20 protein-coding genes are annotated in these 21,475 nt (G+C 63.0%); 1 reads left to right on the top strand and 19 read right to left on the bottom strand.

Annotation, left to right across the window (positions count from 1 at the left end):
- The 9 genes from QZ213_RS01370 to QZ213_RS01330 form a co-directional block, all read right to left on the bottom strand.
- Positions 1–935 (bottom strand): ABC transporter substrate-binding protein (locus QZ213_RS01370; protein WP_291684245.1); only part of this gene is annotated, 935 nt, incomplete at its 3' end.
- A 10-nt stretch (positions 936–945) separates the two neighbouring features.
- Complete coding sequence (locus tag QZ213_RS01365) at positions 946–2,025, bottom strand: isocitrate/isopropylmalate dehydrogenase family protein (RefSeq protein WP_291684244.1); 1,080 nt, start codon at positions 2,023–2,025, stop codon at positions 946–948.
- 182 nt (positions 2,026–2,207) lie between these two features.
- On the bottom strand, positions 2,208–3,275 hold the full coding sequence (locus QZ213_RS01360; RefSeq protein ID WP_291684243.1) for an alcohol dehydrogenase: 1,068 nt from the start codon (positions 3,273–3,275) through the stop codon (positions 2,208–2,210).
- 69 nt (positions 3,276–3,344) lie between these two features.
- The gene (locus QZ213_RS01355) at positions 3,345–4,334 is read right to left on the bottom strand and encodes an oligopeptide/dipeptide ABC transporter ATP-binding protein (protein ID WP_291684242.1); all 990 of its coding nucleotides are present in this window, start codon (positions 4,332–4,334) and stop codon (positions 3,345–3,347) included.
- Positions 4,331–5,311 carry an ABC transporter ATP-binding protein gene (locus QZ213_RS01350; protein WP_291684241.1) on the bottom strand — a complete coding sequence of 327 codons (981 nt, stop codon included), beginning with the start codon at positions 5,309–5,311 and terminating at the stop codon, positions 4,331–4,333. The genes QZ213_RS01355 and QZ213_RS01350 overlap by 4 nt, the downstream gene beginning before the upstream one ends.
- An 11-nt stretch (positions 5,312–5,322) precedes the next feature.
- Positions 5,323–6,195, bottom strand: coding sequence for an ABC transporter permease (locus tag QZ213_RS01345; protein ID WP_291684240.1), 873 nt, complete (start codon positions 6,193–6,195; stop codon positions 5,323–5,325).
- Positions 6,182–7,132, bottom strand: coding sequence for an ABC transporter permease (locus QZ213_RS01340; RefSeq protein WP_291684239.1), 951 nt, complete (start codon positions 7,130–7,132; stop codon positions 6,182–6,184). The genes QZ213_RS01345 and QZ213_RS01340 overlap by 14 nt, the downstream gene beginning before the upstream one ends.
- A 6-nt stretch (positions 7,133–7,138) precedes the next feature.
- Positions 7,139–8,680 carry an ABC transporter substrate-binding protein gene (locus QZ213_RS01335; RefSeq protein WP_291684238.1) on the bottom strand — a complete coding sequence of 514 codons (1,542 nt, stop codon included), beginning with the start codon at positions 8,678–8,680 and terminating at the stop codon, positions 7,139–7,141.
- A 141-nt stretch (positions 8,681–8,821) separates the two neighbouring features.
- Positions 8,822–10,027: a CoA transferase gene (locus QZ213_RS01330; protein ID WP_291684237.1), complete on the bottom strand. Its 1,206-nt coding sequence runs from the start codon at positions 10,025–10,027 to the stop codon at positions 8,822–8,824.
- A 198-nt stretch (positions 10,028–10,225) separates the two neighbouring features.
- Here QZ213_RS01330 and glgA point away from each other — a divergent pair, with 198 nt between their 5' ends.
- Complete coding sequence (gene glgA, locus QZ213_RS01325) at positions 10,226–11,641, top strand: glycogen synthase GlgA (RefSeq protein WP_291684236.1); 1,416 nt, start codon at positions 10,226–10,228, stop codon at positions 11,639–11,641.
- 17 nt (positions 11,642–11,658) lie between these two features.
- On the opposite strand, the gene ccoS is transcribed toward glgA, so the two are convergent.
- The 10 genes from ccoS to QZ213_RS01275 all read right to left on the bottom strand — a co-directional run bounded on the left by ccoS (position 11,659) and on the right by QZ213_RS01275 (position 21,164).
- Positions 11,659–11,823, bottom strand: coding sequence for a cbb3-type cytochrome oxidase assembly protein CcoS (gene ccoS, locus QZ213_RS01320; RefSeq protein WP_291684235.1), 165 nt, complete (start codon positions 11,821–11,823; stop codon positions 11,659–11,661).
- The gene (locus QZ213_RS01315) at positions 11,823–14,015 is read right to left on the bottom strand and encodes a cation-translocating P-type ATPase (RefSeq protein ID WP_291684234.1); all 2,193 of its coding nucleotides are present in this window, start codon (positions 14,013–14,015) and stop codon (positions 11,823–11,825) included. Before QZ213_RS01315 ends, ccoS begins: the two co-directional genes overlap by 1 nt.
- 12 nt (positions 14,016–14,027) lie before the next feature.
- Positions 14,028–14,528 (bottom strand): FixH family protein, encoded by a 501-nt coding sequence (locus QZ213_RS01310; RefSeq protein ID WP_291684233.1) that lies wholly within the window; start codon positions 14,526–14,528, stop codon positions 14,028–14,030.
- 22 nt (positions 14,529–14,550) lie between these two features.
- Positions 14,551–16,014, bottom strand: a complete 1,464-nt coding sequence (gene ccoG, locus QZ213_RS01305) for a cytochrome c oxidase accessory protein CcoG (protein WP_291684232.1) — start codon at positions 16,012–16,014, stop codon at positions 14,551–14,553.
- Positions 16,015–16,220: 206 nt separating this feature from the next.
- Positions 16,221–17,093, bottom strand: coding sequence for a cytochrome-c oxidase, cbb3-type subunit III (ccoP, locus tag QZ213_RS01300; RefSeq protein WP_291684231.1), 873 nt, complete (start codon positions 17,091–17,093; stop codon positions 16,221–16,223).
- Between the two features lie 7 nt (positions 17,094–17,100).
- Positions 17,101–17,265 carry a cbb3-type cytochrome c oxidase subunit 3 gene (locus tag QZ213_RS01295; RefSeq protein WP_291684230.1) on the bottom strand — a complete coding sequence of 55 codons (165 nt, stop codon included), beginning with the start codon at positions 17,263–17,265 and terminating at the stop codon, positions 17,101–17,103.
- Between the two features lie 9 nt (positions 17,266–17,274).
- Positions 17,275–18,009, bottom strand: coding sequence for a cytochrome-c oxidase, cbb3-type subunit II (gene ccoO, locus QZ213_RS01290; protein ID WP_291684229.1), 735 nt, complete (start codon positions 18,007–18,009; stop codon positions 17,275–17,277).
- A gap of 11 nt (positions 18,010–18,020) precedes the next feature.
- Positions 18,021–19,670, bottom strand: coding sequence for a cytochrome-c oxidase, cbb3-type subunit I (ccoN, locus tag QZ213_RS01285; protein WP_291684228.1), 1,650 nt, complete (start codon positions 19,668–19,670; stop codon positions 18,021–18,023).
- Positions 19,671–19,865: 195 nt separating this feature from the next.
- Positions 19,866–20,291 (bottom strand): CBS domain-containing protein, encoded by a 426-nt coding sequence (locus QZ213_RS01280; RefSeq protein WP_291684227.1) that lies wholly within the window; start codon positions 20,289–20,291, stop codon positions 19,866–19,868.
- A gap of 39 nt (positions 20,292–20,330) precedes the next feature.
- Positions 20,331–21,164 (bottom strand): universal stress protein, encoded by an 834-nt coding sequence (locus QZ213_RS01275; RefSeq protein ID WP_291684226.1) that lies wholly within the window; start codon positions 21,162–21,164, stop codon positions 20,331–20,333.
- Between the last annotated feature and the right edge of the window lie 311 nt (positions 21,165–21,475).

Below are 21,475 nucleotides of genomic sequence, written 5' to 3'. Positions count from 1 at the left end.
GCCGTCTTCAGGTTGATCGCCAGTTCATATTTGTTCGGCGCCTGAATGGGCAGATCGCTCGGCGATCCCCCTTTCAGAATTCGATCGATGTAGCCGACGGGACTGCGTACCAGTTCGTCCAGAACGACCGTATACGAAATCAGCGCACCATGATCCACGGCACTGAGCACGGAATTGAGGGCCGGCAGGCCGGATTGCGCGCATTGTGCAATGATCTGGTCGCGGTGCGCGTTCGTGAACGGCTCCGGGATCACTATCAGAGCGCCATGCGGCTGACGGCTGAGCGAGGAAAGCGCGGTTTCGATCTCGCTGTCACTGTGGGCATGACACTCGATGACCTCTACGCTTCCGGCGGCGGCCCTGGCCGCGGCGACCAGCGGCGGCGCATAGGCCGTGGTGTCCGGGTTGTAGAGGATGCCGACATGGGTGAGGTCGGGGATGAGTTCGCGAAGCAGCTGCATCCACTTGCCGCCGATAGAAAGGTCCCAGACCACGAAGCCGGTGACATTGCCGCCGGGATGTCCCACGCTATCGGCCAGGCCGAAGCCGACCGGATCGGCCACCTGGGTGAAGACGATGGGAATCGTGCTGGTTTTTCGATGCAACGCCAGCGTCGACGGCAATCCCTGGGCATAGATCAGTTCGGGAGAAAGCGCGACAAGCTCGGCGGCGGACGCATCGGTCTTTGCGAGATTGGCGAGCGTCCCGCCAAACCGGTAGTCGATGCGGATGTTCTTGTCCTCAATCCATCCCGACTGCTGCATCGCATCGCGAAAGGCCCGGAGGAAAACCTCGGCAGCGGGATCGTTCGTGCCCTGTGCCAATCCGACAAGCACACCGATGTGGCGCATCCGCTCCGGCTGCTGAGCCCGCACGCCGAGCGGCCAAGCGATCGCGGTTGCACCGAGCGCACCAAGAACTTGACGCCGTTTCACATGCCCGCCCTCACAGCGCCGCCAGGACGGCCTTGGCGATATCCGCCGTCCCGTTGCCGCCGCCGAATTCCATCGGCTTGATACCATCTGCATAGGCCTTGTCGACCGCGCGCTCGATGCTTTGAGCCGCTTCGGCAGCGGACTCCAGCCCGTGCTTGTCGGCCAGCCAGTCCAGCATCATCGCGGCGGAGAGGATCATGCCGGTGGGATTGGCCTTGCCCTGTCCCATGATATCAGGCGCGGTGCCGTGGCAAGGCTGGAACACCGCGTGGGTGTCGCCGATATCGGCGGACGGCGCCATGCCCATGCCGCCGATCAGGCCGGCGGTCATGTCGGAGAGGATGTCGCCGAACATATTCTCCATCACCATGACGTCGAAATCCCAGGGCCGTTTTACCAAGAGCGCCGAGCAGGCATCGACATAAAGCCGGTCGGTCCTGACATCCGGATGACGTTTGGCCGCTTCGTCGAACATCTCACGAAAGAAGGCAAAGGCCTTGAACACATTGGCCTTGTCGACGCAGGTGAGCTGGCCGGGTCGGCCGCGCGCCTTGCGGCGTTCCGCCAGCCGGAACGAGAACTCGAACAACCGCTCCGAGGTCTTTCGCGTGATGACCAGCGTCTCGCGCGCCTCGGTGTCGGTGACGACGCCCTTGCCCATCGAGGCGAACAGGCCCTCGGTGGACTCCCGGATCACCACGAGATCGATGCCGCGCTGGTCGGCGCCGACGATCGGGCTGGGGACGCCGGGAATGAGCCGCGCCGGGCGCACGCCGGCATAGAGGTCGAAGTGAAATCGCAGCTCGACCTGCGGCATGATCTCGGTGTTGTCGGGGTAGCGCACAGAAGGAAGCCCGCAGGCGCCGAGCAGGATCGCGTCCGCCTCGTCACACAGCCGCACGGTGGAGTCCGGCATCGATTTGCCGGTCGCGAGATATTCGTTGGCGCCGGCCGGCGCGTCGGTGAAGCGAAACTTCAGGTCGGTGGTCGCCTCGACCTTGCGCAGAACTTCGAGCGCCGGAGCCATCACTTCAGGCCCGATGCCGTCGCCGGCGAGCACGGCGATGTGAAGGGCGTTGTTAGCGGACATGGAAATTCCTCAACAGAACCGGGGAGATGAAGATGAAAGTTGTCATTGCGAGCGAAGCGAAGCAATCCACATTCGTCATTCCGGGGCGATGCGAAGCATCGAACTACGATGTGCAATTGCACATCGAAGAATCTCGAGATTCCGGGTCTGGTGCTAACGCACCATCCCGGAATGACGAACGACTACGGCATGAGCACCGCGCGGCCGACCAGCCTGCCCTTCTGCAGGTCGACCAGCGCCTCGTTGGCCTTGGCCAGCGGCATCGGCGTCACCGGGATTGGCGCGATCTTTTTGGAACGCACCAGATCGAGCAGCTCCTGCGTCTCCCGGAGATTGCCGACATAGCTGCCCTGGATGGTGATGGCCTTGATCGGGATCAGCGGCAGCGCCCAGGTCGCGCCGCCGCCGAACAGGCCGACGATGACGAGCTTGCCGCCCTTGGAGAGGCAGTCGAAGCCGAGCTGGGTAGTCTTGGCGTTGCCGACGAGATCGATCACCGCGCGGATCGGACCGCCGGCTTTCTGGGCAAGCTGCTCCAGCGCGTCGGGCGCGGAGCCATCGACGGTCGCGAGCGCGCCGGCCTTTTCGGCGGCTTCGCGCTTGCGCGCGTCGATATCGACCACGATGGCGCCCTTGCCGCCCATCGCCTTCAGGAGCGACAGCGCCATCAGGCCGAGGCCGCCGGCGCCGATGATGACGATCGGCGTCTTGAAATCCGCCTCGACCTTCTTCAGGGCGCTGTAGGTGGTGACCCCGGAGCAGGCGTAAGGCGCCGCGGTCACGGGATCGAGCCCCTTCAAATTCAGCAGGTATTTGGGGTTCGGCACCGTCATGTGGTCGGCATAGCCGCCGTCGCAATAGACGCCGAGCGATGCGGGTTTCAGGCACATATTCTCTTCGCCGGCCAGGCACACGTCGCATTTGCCGCAGCCGAGCCAGGGGTAGACCAGCGCGACGTCGCCGATCTTGAGGTCGCCCTTGTCGGCGGCTTTGACGTCCGGTCCGAACGCGACGATTTCGCCGACCGACTCATGGCCCATGGTTCGCGGCAGCGACACGCCGCGATCCTTCAAGGACAGCGGCTTGCGTCCATGGCCGAGATCGTAGCCGCCCTCCCAGATATGCAGGTCGCTGTGACAGACGCCGGCCGCCTTGACCTTGATCAGCACCTGGGTCCCCGTCGGCTGCGGGGTCGGCTGATCCACTTCTTTCAGGGGGGCGTTGAACTCGGTGACCTGGAAACTCTTCATCGCTTCGCTCCCGATTATTGTTGCTCTTGCGCAGAGATTGCCACGCATTCCCATACGCTTGCTAGACGTTTAGCCGGCTGCGATCAATGGATGATGGCAGGCGGCGAACTGCCGAGGCGCCAGCTCGCGGAGTTCCGGCACCTCGTCGTTGCAGCGCTGGTCGGCGCGCGGGCAGCGGGTGCGGAAACGGCAACCCGACGGCGGCGACATCGGCGACGGCGGTTCGCCGACCGCCACGCTTTCGGCCGGCCGCACGTCCGGATCGGGTACCGGGATAGCCTCGATCAAGAGCGCGGTATAGGGATGTGCGGGGTGGGCGAACACCTGCTCGGACGGCCCGACCTCGCACAGCCGGCCAAGATACATCACGGCCACCCGGTCGCTGACCGCCTTCACCACCGCAAGGTCGTGGGCGATGAACAGCAGCGTCAGCCCGAAGCGCGCCTTCATGTCCTCCAGCAGATTGAGGATTTGCGCCCGGATCGAAACGTCGAGCGCCGACACCGGCTCGTCGCAGATGACAAATTCCGGATTGAGCACCAGCGCACGCGCGATGCAGATGCGCTGGCATTGGCCGCCGGAAAACTCGTGCGGCAGGCGCCCCATCACCAGCGAGGGGTCGAGACCGACCGCGCCGAGCACCTCGCGGACGAGCTCCTCGCGTTTTTTGGGATCCCTGACGCCCGATATCACCAGCGGCTCGGCGACGATATCGCCGATCCGCCGCCTCGGATTCAGCGAGGCGATCGGATCCTGGAAGATCAGCTGCACGCGCTGGCGCATCTTGCGCAAGGCATCGCCGTGCATGGCCGTGAGATCCTCGCCGTCGAACAGCACCCGCCCCGATTGAGCCCGGCGCAACTGCAGCACTGCGCGGCCGAGCGTGGACTTGCCGCACCCGGACTCGCCGACCAGCCCCAGCGTCTCGCCGCGCGCCACTTCCAGGCTGACATCGGACACCGCGTGGATGGTCTTGCCGCCGACGGCATATTCGACCACGAGGTTTTGCACCTTCAGCAGCGGATCGGGCGGAGGCGATGGCCGGATATCCTGCGTCATGCGCCTACCCCGGCTGGCGCCAGAATCGGATGGAAGCAGGCAAATCGGTGCTCCGGGGATTCCGCTGGGGTGAGCGCGGGCTTCTCGCGATGACACAGCCCGGTGGCATAACGGCAGCGCGGCGCAAACGAGCAGCCCTGCAGCGGCCGGGTCGGATCGGGCGGACGCCCGGAAATTGCCGGCAGCGGCGTATGCGGGGCGGCATCGATCCTGGGGATCGCCGCCAGCAGCGCCTGCGTGTACGGCATATGCATATTCTTGAACAGCAAGGGCGTCGGCGCCCGTTCCACGACGCGGCCGGCATACATCACGGCGACTTCGTCGGTCCGGCCGGCGACCACGCCGAGATCATGGGTGATGATGATCATCGCCATATGGCGGCGGCGCTGCTCGCGCGCCAGGAGATCGAGGATCTGGGCCTGAATAGTGACGTCGAGCGCGGTGGTCGGCTCGTCGGCGATCAGGAGCTTTGGTTCGCACGACAGAGCAATGGCGATCGCAACCCGCTGCCGCATGCCGCCGGAGAGTTGATGCGGGTACTGCGTCAGCCGCTGCTCGGGGGCGGGAATGCCCACCGCCGCCAGCAACTCGGCGCTGCGCCTTTTCGCCGCCGCGCCGTCGAGCTCGAGATGCTCCTGCAGCGTTTCGATCAACTGGGTGCCGATGGTCAGCACCGGATTGAGCGAGGTCATCGGGTCCTGGAACACGACGGCGAGCGACCGGCCGCGCAATTTGCGCAGGCGTTCGGGATCGAGGCGCACGAGGTCCTGCCCGTCGAACATCACCCGTCCCGACAGTTTTGCCTTTTTCGGCAACAGATGAAGGATTGCGCGCGACAGCATGGTCTTGCCGCATCCGGATTCCCCGACGATCCCAAGTGTGCGGCCGGCGCCGACCGTCAGGTCGACATGATCCACGGCGCGCAAATTGCCGCGCGGGGTCGGCAGGTCGACCGAGACGTCCTCGACGGAAAGCAACGCCGGTTCCGTCACAGCGCGCCCTGCCTGGGATCGGTGAGCGCCCGCAAGGTGTCGCCGATCAGGTTGAATGAAAGCACGGTCAGGAACATCGCGATCGCGGGAATGAAGGCGAGTCGCGGCGCGATTTCCAGGCTCTCGCGGCCCTCCCCGATCATGCTGCCCCAACTCGATATCGGTGGCGGCACCCCCAGACCGAGGAACGACAGCGCGCCTTCGACGACGATGGTGACGGCGACGCCGAGCAGGAAAAAGGCGAGCAGCGGCAGGAACACATTGGGCAACAATTCGCGCAGGAGGATGCGAACATGAGTGGCACCCAGCGCCTGGGCCGCGATCACGAATTCGCGCCGCGACAGCGTGAGGGTTGCGGCACGCGCCACGCGCATGAAGGCGGGAATGCCGAGCACGCCGAGAATGCAGGTGAGATTGAGCAGGGACTGACCAAGATAGGCGGTCACCGCCAACGCGAGGATCAGCGGCGGAAAGGCCAGCAGCACATCCATGCTGCCGACCACCAGCGTTTCGAAACGGCCGCGGAAATAGCCGGCCAGCATGCCAAGCGCGCCGCCGATCGCAACCCCGATTACCGGCGCGCAAAGGCCGACCGTCAGCGATATCCGCGCGCCATGGATCAGCCGGGCCAGTTCGTCCCGCCCGAGGCCGTCGGTGCCGAGCCAATGCTGCAGCGACATCGGCGCCCGTCGCTCCAGCATGTCCATGTCGGTCGGACTCGGCAACGGCAACAGCGAAGCGAGCGCGGCGGCGGCAAGGATAAAAACGGTCCAGCCGACCGCGGCCCAGAACAGCGGCCCCAGCCGGCGCGTCCGCCCGGCCGGACCAGCGGCGACCTGCTCGTCGATGCCGAGCTCAAGCGTGGCCATGGCGAATCCTGGGATCGAGCACGGCGTAGAGCATATCGACGACGAAATTCATCACGACGAAGCCGCCGGCGACGAACAGCACCACGCCCTGCAGGATGATGAGGTCGCGGGTATAGATCGCACCGACCAGAAGCCGGCCGATGCCCGGCAGCGCGAAGATGGTCTCGACGATCAGCGCGCCGCCGATCAGACGCCCGATGTTGATGCCGGTGACGGTGATCAGGGTCAGCGAGGAGGGTTTCAGGGCATGCACAAAAAGAATCCGCGACGCCTTCAATCCCTTGGCCTTGGCCAAGGCGATATAGTCTTCCTGCAAGGTCGCGATCATGTCGGACCGCAGCACCCGCATGATGCCCGGCCATTCAGCCAGCGCCAGCGTCAGCGCCGGCAGCACCATGAAGCGCAAATTCGCGACCGGGTCTTCGGCGAACGGCACGTAGCCGGTCGCCGGCAGCCAGCGCAGTTCGACCGCGAACAGATAGATCAAAAGGATTGCGGACAGGAACGTCGGTACCGACAGCATGCCGAAGGCGCTGCCGGTCATGAAGCGGTCGAACGCACTGCCGCTGCGCACCGCGCAGGCGATGGCGACGGGAACACCGATGGCAAGGCCTGCGATCTCGGCAAAGAACATCAGCTCGAGCGACACCGGCAGCCGCTCGGCCACCGCCTGCAGCACGGTCTGGCCGGTGCGGAACGACCGGCCGAAATCGCCTTCCAGGACGTGACCGAGCCAGCTGAGGTAACGCCACCAGACCGGCTGGTCGAGCCCCAAGTCGTGGCGCAGCGCCGCGACCTTTTCCGGCGTCGCCTGATCGCCGAGGATGACGTAAGCGAGGTCGCCCGGCAAAAGCGACGCGATCAGGAAGGTCAGCAGCGATACGGCGACCAGTACCGGTACCAGGTACAGCAGCCTTCGAGCCACAAAACCCAGCATCGGCCGTTATTCCATCCAGACGTTGGACACGTCGATCACGCCGCCATAGATCTTCGGCAAACCCTTCAGTTTGGCGCTCGAAATTGCGTAATAGGTATTCTGGAAGGTCCAGAACCAGATCGCCTCCTGATTGATCAGCCGGCTGATCGCGCAATAGTCGTCGGTGCGCCTGGCGACGTCGGCCGTAACGCGCGCATGTTCGAGCAGGTGATCGAGCTCCGGATTGGAATAGTTGGCGAGCGCGACCGGGCTGCCGGTGTGGAAATTCGCATACATCTGCGGGTCGGGATCAGCGAGATCGATGATCCGCCACGGCGTCAGTTGGAACTGCCGCATGAAGGCGCGCGGCACGATGGTGGCCTGGTCGACCTGTTCGATCTCCATGTTGGCGCCGATCCGCTTCCAGAACTGTTGCAGGATCTGACCGGTGTTACGTCCGCGCGGGGTCGCGGAGACGATCATCTTGAAGTCAACCGGCTTGCCGTAATCCTTGATCAGCGCCTTGGCCTTCTCGACGTCGCTGGGCAGCGCCCCGTCGTCCTTGCACTTGACCCAAGAGCCCTCGCCGTAGGGATTGGAGGCCGGCCGGCTCAGCCCGTTGGTAAGGGCCTGCGACATCTTGTTGCGGTCGATCGCCATCACCAGGGCCTGGCGCACGCGCACATCGTCGAACGGCACCACCTTGGTGTTGAAGGCATAGACCGAAGCGCCGGAGCCCGCATAGGTGTGGACCGTCATCTTCGGGTCTTTTTGCGCCTTCTGGATATTGTCCGCGTCGACCTCGTCATCCCAGATGATATCCGCCTCGCCCGATTGCAGGCTGGCGAAGCGCGACTGCGCGTCCGGCAGCGGCTTCAGGACGATGCGATCGAGATGGGGATGCCCCTTGTTCCAGTAGTCCGGATTCCTTTCGAGAACCATGCGGTCGCCCGCGGTCCACGATTTCAGGATATAAGGTCCGGTGCCGACGGGATTGCGGTTGTAATCATCGCCCTTGGTCTTCCACGCCGTCGGCGACTGGATGACGAAGTTCGAACTCTGGATCGTCATGATCGCCGGCAGGTTCACCGATGGATCGATCAGATTATAAACCACAGTCATTTCGTCGGACGCCTGCACATCGTGGATGAAAGAAATGTAAAACGCGCAGCGGCATTTATTGGCCGGATCCTTCTGCCGGTCGAAATTGGCTTTCACCGCTTCGGCATCGAACGGCGTGCCATCATGGAACTTGACGCCGGACCGCAGCTTGAAGGTCCAGGTCCTGAAATCATCGGAATGCGTCCAGGACAGCGCGAGCTTCGGCTGCGCCTCGCCTTTGTCGTCGAGCGTGGTGAGCGTATCGAAAATCGCTGCCGCCGCCGTTTCGGCCGAAGTGTCGTAGACGCCGACCTTCAGCGGATCGAAGCCGGGAATGTCGAGCTCGAGGCCGACCGTGATGCTGCCACCCTGCTTCTGCGCGTGGGCAGCGCCCGCAAACAAGGCTGCGCCAAATGCCGCACCAAGGACTATTTGCGCCGATTTGCGCGAGCGGATCGCCGCCATCATGTCGTCTCCTGCCAGAGCGCTACGTCCGGTATTCCGGATCGTTCGCAAGCTTGGCTGGAAACATTGGCCCCGGCAAGGCCGGGGAGTATGCTCGGGATGAAAAGCCGCAGTTGTTGTGCTGCCGTCGACGCGCGCTTGGCGTTAGCGCAGCTCCGCCGCCAGCGGTTTGTCGGAGAAGGCGGCGATTTCATCCAGGGAAAGGCCGGCCTCCTTCAACAGCGCAACGGTGTGCTCGCCCAGGGTCGACATCCGCTCTGCCGCGGACACTGTCGCGCCGGACATGCGGAACGGCAGGTTCAGCACCTTGAACGTGCCTCCGCCATCGCGGACCTCGGACAATGCGCCGCGATGGGCGATCTGCGGATCGTTCAATGCTTCGGCCACCGTGCGATAGGCGGAACAGGGAACGCCGTGGCCGTTCAGTTCGGTGAGGCATTTTTCCGTGGTCAGCGCGCGCGACCACGCCTCGACGCCATTCATCAGATCGCCCCAGTGGTCGCGGCGGTCGGAATATCTGGCAAAGCGCGGATCGGATATCCACTCGGGATGACCGATCACCTTGGTCAGGCTCTGGAATGTCTTCTCGCTGGCGACCGCCAGCATCACATATCCATTGGCAGTCTCGACCGGGCCGAACAGCGGCCGCTGGGTCTGCTTCACCGGGAATTGCGACCACTGCACTTCGTTCAAGGTCAGGCTGAGCATCGATTCCAGCATCGAGACGTCGATGTGCTGGCCTTTTTGAGTGCCGTGACGCTGATACAGCGCCGCCGAAATCGCCCCGAAGGCATAGACGCCGGTCAGAACATCGGCGTGGTAGATGCCGCAGTAATCCGGGCGGGACCGCCCGGGCTGATACGCGAGGTGTGCCATCTCGTAGCCGGAAGAGGCGTGGATGACCGGCGCGTAGGCCGGCAGTTCCGCCGACGGCCCGGTCTGGCCGTAGCCGGAGATCGAACAATAGATCAGTTTCGGATTGAGTTCGCGCAGCGAGCCGTAGTCGAGCTTCAACCGGCGCATCACGCCGGGGCGGAAATTCTCGACCAGCACATCGGCGCTGGCGACCAGGCGGCGGACGATTTCGATCGCGTCAGCCGACTTCAGATCGAGAACGAGGCTCTTCTTGCCGACATTGAGCTGGCCGAAGGCAGTGGAGCAGCCGTTGCGGACCGGCGGGCGGGTCCGCATCGTCTCGCCTTCGACCTGTTCGATCTTGATGACTTCCGCGCCCATGTCCGCGAGCATCCGGGTGCAATGTGGGCCGGCGATCGTGGTCGAAAAATCCAGCACGCGAAGACCCGCGAAGCTCTTTGTCAAATTAGCCTCATCATTTGCCGCTATCGTCATTGCTCGAGAATCCCTCCGGCCCGCGCGCTTCAAGTCGCGGCGTGACCCTAAATTGCGCGGCTCGACGGGGGAAGCATTTCCCTAACGAGCCGGTAAGGCTCTGGCGGAAGCCCGTCCCAATTCCCATTTCAACCCGGAAGAGAAACTGGAATCGTTCTTGCATAAATTTAGGTCAGACCGGGGCAACGAGGGCAGTTTTTGAGAGTTCTGTTCGTCACGACCGAGATGGACGACTTTATCCGGGTGGGCGGTCTCGCGGCGGTTTCGGCGGCCTTGCCCCGGGCGCTGCGGCTCTGGGCCGATGTCAGGATCCTGCTCCCGGGCTATCGTGACGTCGTCGAACAATTCACGCATATTCAAATCGTTGGCCATTGTCCGGCGAAAGCGGAAATGCCGGCTTGCACGCTCGGCCTGGCGGCGACCAGAGACGGCCTGCCCGTCTACGTTCTGCTCTGTCCGCAACTTTACGACCGCCCGGGCAACCCCTATGGCGACCCGTCCGGCCGCGACTGGCCGGACAACGATATCCGCTTCGGCCGGTTTGCCTCGGTCGCGGCTGAGCTGGCGGCAGGCAGTCTGGACAAGAACTGGGCAGCGGACCTGGTTCACGCCAATGACTGGCAGGCCGCACTCGTGCCGGCCTACCTCGCCTGGAACAACATCAGGATTCCCACCATCCTGACCATCCACAACCTCGCCTATCAGGGCCTGTTTCCCAAGGAGTCGCTGCGCCGGATCGGCGCACCGGAAGACTCCTTCCATATCGAAGGCCTCGAGTTTTACGATAAACTGTCCTTCCTCAAAGGCGGCCTGATCTACGCGTCGCACCTCACCACGGTCAGCGAGACCTATGCCAGGGAGATCACCACGCCGGAACTCGGCTGCGGTCTCGAAGGCCTGCTGCGCCGCCGCTCCGATGCCGCGCAATTGACGGGAATACTGAACGGCATCGACGAGAGCTGGGATCCCCGGGTCTGCGCGCAACTGGCGCAGCCGTTTGCTCCCGGCGACTGGGAAGGCAAGCAGGCCAACTCGGACTACGTCCGCCAGCAGTTCGGCCTGGCGCTGTCGCGCGGACCGATCTTCGGCCTGGTGGCCCGCCTCGTTCATCAGAAAGGCGTTGATCTGGTATTGGCCGCCGCCGACGAGATCATCGAGTCCGGGGGACAGCTCATCGTGACCGGCAGCGGCGAGCCCGACATCGAGCAGGCGCTGGTCGATGCGCACCGCCGCCGCCCGGACGCGATCGGCGTCGCCATCGGCTTCAATGACGGACAGGCGCGGCGGATTTTCGCCGGCAGCGATTTTACCCTGATGCCGTCGCGCTTCGAGCCGTGCGGGTTGAGCCAGATGTATGCGCAGAAGTTCGGATCGCTGCCGATCGGTCACCAGACCGGAGGGCTGGCGGAAACCATCACCGACGGCGAAACGGGCTTCCTGTTCGACCGTCCCTCAACAGAATCGTTCCTCGGCGGCGTCCGGCGCGCGTTCGCGACCTACATGGCGAAGGATCGCCTCAACTCGATGCGGCGCAGCGCGATGTCGCGATCGTTCAGCTGGGACATTTCGGCCGCCTGCTACAACGCGCTTTATCGCAAGGCGTTGTCTTCCTGAGGAGGCTCTGCAGCGCCTCACTCAGCCGGCTTCTCCTGCGGCGGCTCGTCATCGGCGATGGCCCGCCAGGCCGCGCCCTCGAGATCGTCATACTGACCGCTCTTGAGCGACCAGAGGAATCCGAGCAGGCCAACCAGCCCAAGTCCGAGTGCCAGCGGCACCAGAATGACCATCACTTCCATCACGCTCTCCCCTTGGCGACGCGGCGGGCGCGAAGCGCATTCAGCATGACCAGAATGGATGAGCCGGACATCGCAGCTGCCGCGATCAGCGGGGTCACCACGCCGCCGATCGCGATCGGAACCGCCAGAAGATTGTAGCCGATCGCGAGCCAGAGGTTCTGCCGCATCAAAAACAGCGCCTTGCGCGCATAATCGATGGCCGCGACCACCGGCGCCAGCGGTTTGCCGAGGAAAACCAGATCGGCGGTCGCCTGGCTCAGATGCGCGGCGCTGATCGGCGACATCGAGACATGCGCCGCGGCGAGCGACGGCGCATCGTTCAGGCCGTCGCCGACCATCAGCACCTTGTGGCCTTGCCGCTTCAGATCCTCGATCCGTGTGATCTTGTCGGCCGGCGTCACGCCGGCACGCCATTCGCCGATGCCGAGCGCTCGCGCCGCCGCCTGCACCGCAGGCTCCCGGTCGCCCGAGAGAATTTCAAGCCGGATGTTGCGCTTCTGCAGCGCCGAGATCATCGCTCGCGCGTCCGGGCGCAGCGCCTGGCGCACGGCGAACACGTATTTCGCTTCGCCGAGGCTGAACGCCACGATGGAGGCTTCCGGGTCGAGCTTCGCGCGCTCGTTCGCCAGTTGCTCCGCGTCGCAGAACGACGGCCTTCCCAGCCTCATCTCGGTTTGGCCGAGCATGCCGCGCACGCCCTGCCCGGGCACCTCGACGGCGCCGACAAAAGGCGATTTCGCGCCCGCCGCCTGCGCCACGGCGGCGGCGACCGGATGATGGCTTGCCAGCGCGAGCTGGCCCGCGAGACGGAACACCTCGTCGGGGATGCCGGCGGCGTTCACCACTTCGAGATCGGGCAACGTGAGGGTTCCGGTCTTGTCGAAGATGATCCAGTCGATCTCGGCCAGCCGCTCGATCGCATCGCCGGAATTGAGCAGGACGCCAGCCTTGAACATCGCGCCGGAGGCAACGGTCTGCACCGTCGGGATCGCGAGACCCAGCGCACAGGGGCAGGTGATGATGAGAACCGCCACGCCTGTAACGATGGCGTCGTGCCAGCTGGCGCCCAGCAGCACCCAGCCAAGCACGGTCAATAGCGCGGTGGCATGCACCACCGGCGCATAGAGCCGCGACGCCCGGTCCGCGAGCCGCACATAGCGGGAGCGCGCCTGCAGCGCATTATCGAGCAGCCGGGTGATCTCCGCCAGCAGCGTACCTTCCGATGCCGCGGAAACCCGCACGCGCAATGTGCCGGAGATGTTGAGCGAGCCGGCATAGACCGAGGTGCCCTGCTCCGCGGTGACGTACAGGGTTTCGCCGGTGATCAGGCTTTGGTCGATCTCGGAGCGGCCTTCGATCACGGTGCCATCGACCGCGCAACGCTCGCCCGGCCGCAGCAGCACAATGTCGCCCGGAAAGATCGCAGCGACCGGGACTTGCGAGATTTCATCGGCGCCGACGAATTTGGTCGCGGTCTCCGCCTTGAGCGCCGCGAGATTTCCGGCGACCGCCCGCGTTCGCCGCCGCATGCTCTGGTCGAGGTAGCGTCCCACCAGGAGAAACGTCAGCAGCATGATCGCGGCATCGAAATAGGTATGCTCGGCGTGATTGATGGTCTCGACCACCGACATCGCAAGCGCAAGAATCACGCCGATACTGATCGGAACGTCCATGTTGACGTTGCCGGTGCGCAGTGCGCGGAATGCCGAGCGGAAGAAAGGCTGGCCGGCATAGGCCGCCGCCGGCAGCGCGATCAGCGCCGACAGCCAGTGAAAGAAATCCCGCTGTTCCGGAATCATGTCGCTGACATTGCCGGACCACACCGGAATCGAAAGCATCATCACATTCATGGTCGCGAATGCCGCGACCCCGAGACAGCGCATCAGAAAGCGCGATTGTTCGGCCTCCGCCGCCTCCGCGCCCGCGGTTTCGAACGGATAGGCCTTGTAGCCAAGCTCCGCGAGCCGGTCGATGAAGCGGGCGGGATCGAGCGTGCCCTGCTTCCATTCCAGCGCCACGCGACGGTCGGTCAGATTGACGCGCGCGAGCGTGACGTCGGGGATCGCCGACAGCCCCCGCTCGATCTTCGACATGCATCCGGCACAGCTGACGCCTTCGATGGCAAGGTCGATGTGCTGCAGGCCCGGGCCTGCATCCCTCACATAATGGGAGAAGTCGCGCGTCGCCTGCATGGTCGGGTTTTCCTAGTTCAGCAGCACGCGATTCTTAGACAGGAACATCCGCTGTCCCGCCGCGTCGCCTTCGAGCACCAGATCCCATTGTCCGGGAGCGATCAGCGGCGCGTTGCCGCGATAGACGCCGCCGCCGACTTCCGTGAGTCCAACCGACTGATCGGCTCGCCGGTCGGTCGGCCGTTCGAAGCGGCCTTGAAACGTCAGGCCGGACATCGGTACGCCCTTGTTGTCGCGCGCCTCGACCTGCACCGTGGCGCCGCCATCCGTACCGCGCTGAACGTGGGCATTGATCTTCCATGCCCGCGCGTCCTGATCGTGCGCCGCCGCGATCTCCTTCTCGTAAGCCAGGCTGGCGCTGTAGGCCGAGTCCACTTCAGTCCCCGGCAAGGTATCGATAGCGAGCTTCATCATCAGGAAGTTTACCCCGAACACCACGCCGAAAAACGCGACCAGCATGACAAGCACCTTGCGTCCGGTGAGAGGCTTCGGTGAAACGTGCGATCTGCTCATGCCGGGTTCCTTCTTGGATTCTTCAGGGAGTAACGAAATGATCGGTTGCGGATGCGACCTCGCCGAGCCCGATGTCGGTGACGCGGAATTTCACCGGGATCGATTTTTCGGCATTTTCTTCCAACGGTGCCGTGACGAGAACCCTCAGCTCGGTTGTGGTATCCCGCGCCAGGATGATCATCGGCCGGTCCGGTGTGACGGAATCGACGCCAACGACATGGACCGTGACGTTAGCCGGCCCGTCGACGTCGATCGCGATGACGCGGTCGAAGCCCCGCTTGTTCAGAAGCCGAACCGTAAAGGCGTTGCGAACAGAGCCGTCGCTCAGTCGCACCGCGACCGGATTGCGGTCATGCAATACGTTGACGTCGAGCAGCGACCGCGTCAGCATCGCATACAGCATGACCGCCCCGACGGCGGCGATCATGGCGCTGTAGACGATCGTGCGCGGCCTGACGAGGCGATAGACCGGCGGCTTGCCGGCCTGGCGGCGGTGGATGTTGATGTCGTTGTCGTAGCCGATCAGGCGGGTTTCCCGGCCGATCTTCTTCATCACCGTGTCGCAGGCATCGATGCACAGGCCACACTGGATGCAGTCGAGCTGCGGGCCGTTGCGGATGTCGATGCCGGTCGGACAAACGGCGACGCACTGATAGCAGTCGATGCAGTCGCCGGCGGTTTCGCCATGCGCCCGCAATTCGATCGCCTTCTTCAGGGAAGTACGCTTTTCGCCGCGATCGTATTTGTAGGTGACATTGAGCGCCCATTCGTCGGTGAGCGCCGCCTGGATGCGCGGCCATGGGCACATATAGACGCAGACCTGCTCGCGCAGGAACCCGGCGAGAACATAGGTCGTCGCGGTCAGGATTCCGATCCAGATATAGGCCAGCATGGGTGCCTGGAACGTCACGAGTTGCTTCACCAGCGTCGGCGCGTCGTTGAAATAGAGCACCCAGGCGCCCCCGGTCCACCATGCGATCATCAGCCAGATCGAATGCTTCAGCGTGATCTCGGCGAAGCGCTCCAGCTTCAGCGTACCCCGCGCGGCGTCTTTTCTCATGCGCTCGCGGCGGTCACCCTCGATCAGGCGCTCGACGGCGTAGAACAGATCCGTCCACACGGTCTGCGGACATAGATATCCGCACCAGATGCGTCCGCCCATCGAGTTCATCAGGAACAGCGTAAGGGCGGCGACGATCAACAGGCCGGTAAAATAGTAGACCTCTTGGGGCCAAAGCTCGATAAAGAAAAAATAGAAGCGGCTGTTGGGGAGGTCGATCAGCACCGCCTGGCTGGGGGCGCCGAGGCCGCGATTCCAGCGCACGAACGGCAGCAGGTAGTAGACGCCGAGGCAGAATGCCATCAGCCCCCATTTGATGCGGCGGAAGGTTCCGGAAACGCTCTGCGGATAGACCTTCTTTTGGGCCACATAAAGCGGCCCGTTGTCGTCATATTCCATTTCCGTTGGGAGTACGGGCTTGTTCATCGGCGGGATTCATCTCGCATTTGCAACTGAGCCTAGACCCAGCATCCGACGCGCGGTTGATCCAGCTCAAATAGCCGGCAGATATCGGGGATGTCCTTTGCCAAAGCCCCGTTCTGATTGAATCAGAACCGAGGCTGCAAATCGTCGGTTTGGCGCGTTTTCATCCCGCGGACCGGCATCGACTCCGCTCGAAAACGCTATGGCGGTCACTTCCCTCCGCCGAGCGAATGAACATAGACCGCCATGGCCTTGATCGTGGAGGGATCGAGCCGCCCCACCCATGCCGGCATCACGCCGGCCCGGCCGTTGGTGACGGTTTCGATGATCGTCGCCTCGTCGGAACCATAAAGCCAGATCTTGTCCGTGAGATTGGGCGCCCCGACTTCCTGATTTCCCTTACCCGCATCGCCGTGACAGACGGTGCAGTTGTCGGCGAAAATCTTCGCGCCGGCTGCCGCATCATATCCCGGACGCGTGGGCAGGCCCGACAGCGACCGGACGTAATTGGCGACCGTAACGATTTCCTCCTTCTTTAGCGTTCCGTCCTTGCCGAAGGCGAGCATTTGGCCTTCGTGGCTCTTTGCATGCCCCGAACGCGCCCCGAACTGAATCGTCTGCATGATCTGCTCGAGCGTGCCGCCCCAGAGCCAATCGTCATCGTTCAGGTTGGGAAAGCCCTTGGCGCCGGCGGCGCCGGAGCCGTGGCATGGCGCGCAGTTGTCGCCGAACACCGTCTTGCCGCGGGCGCGCGCGAGCGCCAGCAAGGCCGGATCCTTCTCGATATCCGCGAGGGACGCCGCGCCAAGCGCAACCATCTTGTCGCCGCGGATCTTCTCGAGATTAGCCAGTTCCACGGCAAGGTCCGCGCGCGACGAATAATGCAGCACGCCGGAGGTATATCCGGAAACCAGCGGCCATGCCGGATAGACGATCCAGTACCCGAACGCCCAGACGATGCACAAATAGAAGGTGATCACCCACCAGCGCGGCAGCGGCGTGTTCAGTTCCTTGATGCCGTCCCACTCGTGACCGGTCGTGGTCCTGCCGGAGATCTGGTCGAAATCGCTATGTTCAGTCATGATTTTGTCATTCCTCCCGCAACGGCATTCTCGCCGCCTCGTCGAAGGCTTTCTGGTTGCGAGGCCAAAGCGCGTAAGTCACGATTGCGATGAAGATTCCGACGAAGATCGGCGTCCAGAAGGTCGTGACGAAATCCGATGTGATATTCTGAACGGTTAGGATTGCTCTCATCGTTCTGCCTCAGCGAAGGTTGGCTTTTTCGTTGTAAAGCTTGAAATCGACCAGCGTGCCGAGCATCTGCAGGTAGGCGATCAGCGCGTCCAATTCTGTCGGAGCACCCGGCTTGCCGTCGAAATTGCGCGCCACGGCCTTCGGGTAGCGTTTCGAGAACGCATCCACCCCCGGATTGTCTGGATCGGCCTGCGCCTTCAGATCGGCAACGGCGTTGGCTATCTGATCGTCCGTATAGGGCACGCCGACGGCGCGGTTGGTCCGCAGATGATCGGCGATGTTGTCGGCGTCGATCTCGGTCTCGGCCAGGAACGGATAGCCGGGCATCACCGATTGGGGAACGATGGCGCGCGGATTGGTCAGATGCGTCACATGCCAGTCGTCGGAGTATTTGGCGCCGACCCGCGCCAGATCGGGCCCGGTTCGCTTCGATCCCCACTGGAACGGATGGTCGTACATGCTTTCGGCGGCGAGCGAGAAATGACCGTAACGCTCGACCTCGTCGCGCAGCGGCCGGATCATCTGCGAGTGGCAGAGATAGCAGCCCTCGCGGACGTAGATGTTGCGGCCGGTGAGCTCGAGCGGCGTGTACGGCCTCATGCCGTCGACCACCTCGATCGTGCTCTTCAGGTAGAACAGCGGGGTGATCTCGACCAGACCGCCGATCGCGATGACCGCGAGAATTCCCACGATCAGGATGATCGAGTTCTTTTCGAAAATTTGATGCCGAGTCCAGAAAGACATTTAATCGCTCCTCATTCCGCCGGCTGAAGAGCGACGGGCGACTGCACTTCCGCCTCACCGACGCGCACCGTCATCCAGAGATTGTAGGCCATGATCAGCGAGCCGATCAGGAACAGCGCTCCTCCCGCGGCGCGGATGATGTAGAATGGATGCATCGCCTCCACGGTCTCGATGAAGGAATATTCGAGGAAGCCGAGCGAGGTATAGGCGCGCCACATCAGGCCCTGCAGGATCCCCGAAACCCACATCGCGGAGATGTAGAGAACGATACCGATGGTCGCGATCCAGAAATGCCAGTTGACGAGCTTGAGACTGTAAAGTCCCTTGCGATCCCACAGCCAGGGCACCAGGCAATACAACGCGCCGAACGAGACGAAGCCGACCCAGCCCAGCGCGCCGGAATGCACGTGTCCGATGGTCCAGTCGGTGTAGTGGCTCAGCGAATTGACGACCTTGATCGACATCATCGGGCCTTCGAAGGTCGACATTCCGTAGAAGGCCACCGAGACGACCAGCATGCGCAGTACGGGATCGGTACGAAGCTTGTCCCAGGCGCCCGACAGCGTCATCAGGCCGTTGATCATGCCGCCCCAGGACGGCATCCACAGCATGATCGAGAAGGTCATGCCGAGCGTCTGAGCCCAGTCCGGAAGCGCGGTGTAATGCAGGTGATGCGGGCCCGCCCAGATGTAGAGGAAGATCAGGGCCCAGAAGTGGATGATCGACAGGCGGTACGAATAGATCGGCCGCTCGGCGCGCTTGGGAATGAAATAATACATGATGGCGAGAAAGCCGGCTGTCAGGAAGAACCCGACGGCGTTGTGGCCGTACCACCACTGGAACATCGCATCCTGGACGCCGCCCCAGGCGATGTACGACTTCGAGCCGAACACCGATACCGGCAGTGCGGGATTGTTGCCGAGGTGAAGCACCGCGATGGTGAGGATGAAGGCCAGATAGAACCAGTTCGCCACGAAGATGTGCGGTTCCTTGCGCTTGACCAGCGTCATCAGGAACACCAGCAAATAGGTCACCCAGACGATGGTCAGCCACAAATCGGCGTACCATTCCGGCTCGGCATATTCCTTCGATTGCGTGACCCCGAGCAGATAGCCGGTGCCGGCAATGAGGATGAAGAAATTATAGCCGACAACGACGAACCACGGCGCGAGATCGCCGGCGAGACGTACCCGGGACGTCTTTTGAACGACATAGAACGAGGTTGCGATCAGGACATTGCCGCCGAACGCAAAGATCACGGCCGACGTATGCAGCGGCCGCAGCCGGCCGAAACTGGTCCAGGGCAGATCGAAATTCAGCAACGGCCACGCCAGTTGCGAAGCGATCAACAATCCGACGGTAAAGCCGGCGATTCCCCAGAACATCGCCATGACCGAAGCGAACTTGATCGGACCCATATTGTAGTTGGGCCGGCCATTGATTTCATACGCCGGCAGCGCGGCGGGGCGGTCGAAATACCGGTTAAGGATGACAAATACCGCCGCAAGACTGGCAGCGGCGCCGAGAGAGGCATGAAATGCGAAGGGCGCGTCGACGGCTTTGGCCGCGGCGACCACGCAAAGAAAGGAAGTCACTGCAAACATCAGTGACAAGCCACTTTCGCCGATGGTCATGGTTTTGGAACTAGAGGCCTGGCTCATGCGGATTCTCTCTTGAGGACACGACTCAAACAACCACAGTCCGACCGGGCGCGATTTGATCGAGATCAACTAGGTTTGATCCGTGAGACCGACGCCGAGCCCGGGAATCGTCTTTTAGCGCTTCTAGTCAACGGCTTGATGGACGCGATTCATTCCCGACGTCGGCGATGAAACGCCTGTGGACAGACGGAAGCGTCACCCGCCGCTGCAATCCGCCAGCGCCTTGAGAACATCCCTGCGCGCGATGATGCCGGACAATCGATGTTCGTCGTCGATCGCGGGAACGCTCCTGATGCGGTGATCGACCATGAGCTGGAGTACCCGGGTCAGTTTGGTGTCGGTACGAACGTAAATGAATTCCGGAGTCATGACGTCGCCGACGGTCCGGCTCATCAATTGCTCGTACGGCGGAATCATCTGGCTCGGCGTAAAGATAAAACACTTCAGCAGGTCGAATTTGGTGACGATGCCGACCACCTGCCCGTCCTCTTCGACCGGATAGGAGTTGAAATCGTCTCGCTCGAACATTTCGCTCAGCTCGCGCACTGTTCGTTCGCGCGTCACAGTCTTGGCTGCGCGCGTCATGTAGCCGGCTACGGTTTGTTCGAGAAACTTGTACAAGGCGCGATCCAATCGATTCCGTGGTTAAAGCGTTGGCCTCTAATGCGACAGCAACACGCAGCGAGCGGATTGGGTGATGAGATGCTGCGTCATGCCGCCGAGAATCAATTCGCGGAATCGCGAATGACCGTAGGCGCCGGCAACAATGAGCCCGGCCCCGACGTCGGCGGCAATTCCGTCCAGTTGCGCGGTCGCGTCCTGGTCGCCATCCTTCTCCGCAACGCGCTCGGAGGCGGAAACGCCGTGCCGTGACAGCCACGCCGCGACATCACGGACCCGCGCCGTGGCGGCCGACCGGCTACCGTCGTGCTCCAGGATTTCCGTGACGGTGACGTTTTTGGCCTTGCGCAGCATGGGCAGGGCATCGGCGATCGCCCGCCTCGCCTCCGTGGCATCCTTCCAGGCCACCAGCACGCTTCGCAGATCGAGCCAATTGGCCGAATCGGGAACGATGAGCAGCGGCCGGCCCGCCTGCATCACGAGGTCTTTCGGGCTGGCCATCGCCAGCGGGTCCGAAAGCACCCCCCTGTCTCCACCGCTGACGATGATGTCGGCGCAACGTGCTTCCCGCAGGATATAGCGTGCCGGGAAGTCGATCGCACTGCGCCATTCGACTGGCTTGGCCCGATTCCTTACCGCGTCGCGAAACCGGACTTCCAACTCCCCGATGCGTTTCTTGATCGATGCCTGTCCCTCGTCGATCAGGTCCTGGGCCAGTTCGCCTGACGTGAAATAGAGCGGCGGAGTAAACTGCGACGCCGCGATCCCGACGATACGCGCGTCGAATCGTTCGGCGATCTGCCCCGCCGCGTCGAGACGCGCCTCGTTCGGCTGATCAAGCGCCAGGCTGACCATGACGGTCGCGTATGTCATCCGACTTTCTCCGTTGCCACGGAGCTCTTTTAGAGACGGAATCGAAGCCCAGGATGAGATAGATCAAAGTGCCTTCGAACTTTTCGCGAAATTCGCAAGAGCCCCCACGGCCGGCGTGCGATTGGGAAAACGGGCCGGGATATGCAATGACGCCTTGGTGGATTCCGGACCATGCCAACCCGGGCGAAATTGTGAATCCAGCATCAAAGTTTGAGTTACTGGCGGTTATCGGACGTCAAACTGGTGTAGGATTGTCCTGCGCGCTTGCTGGTTCGGACTGGTGGACGTCGGGCAAAGGAAGTGAAAGTTTA

Origin of the sequence: Bradyrhizobium sp. (assembly GCF_017881085.1) — a bacterium.
Classification (GTDB): domain Bacteria; phylum Pseudomonadota; class Alphaproteobacteria; order Rhizobiales; family Xanthobacteraceae; genus Bradyrhizobium.
The sequence above is the reverse complement of the archived record's forward strand: the minus strand, read 5'-3'. Positions and strand labels throughout refer to the sequence as shown.

Excerpts from the sequence above, each read along its gene's own strand:
- QZ213_RS01365 (WP_291684244.1), bottom strand. The coding sequence starts at position 2,025 with ATGTCCGCTAACAACGCCCTTCACATCGCCGTGCTCGCCGGCGACGGC.
- QZ213_RS01360 (WP_291684243.1), bottom strand. The coding sequence starts at position 3,275 with ATGAAGAGTTTCCAGGTCACCGAGTTCAACGCCCCCCTGAAAGAAGTG.
- QZ213_RS01355 (WP_291684242.1), bottom strand. The coding sequence starts at position 4,334 with ATGACGCAGGATATCCGGCCATCGCCTCCGCCCGATCCGCTGCTGAAG.
- QZ213_RS01345 (WP_291684240.1), bottom strand. The coding sequence starts at position 6,195 with ATGGCCACGCTTGAGCTCGGCATCGACGAGCAGGTCGCCGCTGGTCCG.
- QZ213_RS01340 (WP_291684239.1), bottom strand. The coding sequence starts at position 7,132 with ATGCTGGGTTTTGTGGCTCGAAGGCTGCTGTACCTGGTACCGGTACTG.
- QZ213_RS01335 (WP_291684238.1), bottom strand. The coding sequence starts at position 8,680 with ATGATGGCGGCGATCCGCTCGCGCAAATCGGCGCAAATAGTCCTTGGT.
- QZ213_RS01330 (WP_291684237.1), bottom strand. The coding sequence starts at position 10,027 with ATGACGATAGCGGCAAATGATGAGGCTAATTTGACAAAGAGCTTCGCG.
- ccoS (WP_291684235.1), bottom strand. The coding sequence starts at position 11,823 with ATGGAAGTGATGGTCATTCTGGTGCCGCTGGCACTCGGACTTGGGCTG.
- QZ213_RS01315 (WP_291684234.1), bottom strand. The coding sequence starts at position 14,015 with ATGCAGGCGACGCGCGACTTCTCCCATTATGTGAGGGATGCAGGCCCG.
- QZ213_RS01310 (WP_291684233.1), bottom strand. The coding sequence starts at position 14,528 with ATGAGCAGATCGCACGTTTCACCGAAGCCTCTCACCGGACGCAAGGTG.
- ccoG (WP_291684232.1), bottom strand. The coding sequence starts at position 16,014 with ATGAACAAGCCCGTACTCCCAACGGAAATGGAATATGACGACAACGGG.
- ccoP (WP_291684231.1), bottom strand. The coding sequence starts at position 17,093 with ATGACTGAACATAGCGATTTCGACCAGATCTCCGGCAGGACCACGACC.
- QZ213_RS01295 (WP_291684230.1), bottom strand. The coding sequence starts at position 17,265 with ATGAGAGCAATCCTAACCGTTCAGAATATCACATCGGATTTCGTCACG.
- ccoO (WP_291684229.1), bottom strand. The coding sequence starts at position 18,009 with ATGTCTTTCTGGACTCGGCATCAAATTTTCGAAAAGAACTCGATCATC.
- ccoN (WP_291684228.1), bottom strand. The coding sequence starts at position 19,670 with ATGAGCCAGGCCTCTAGTTCCAAAACCATGACCATCGGCGAAAGTGGC.
- QZ213_RS01275 (WP_291684226.1), bottom strand. The coding sequence starts at position 21,164 with ATGACATACGCGACCGTCATGGTCAGCCTGGCGCTTGATCAGCCGAAC.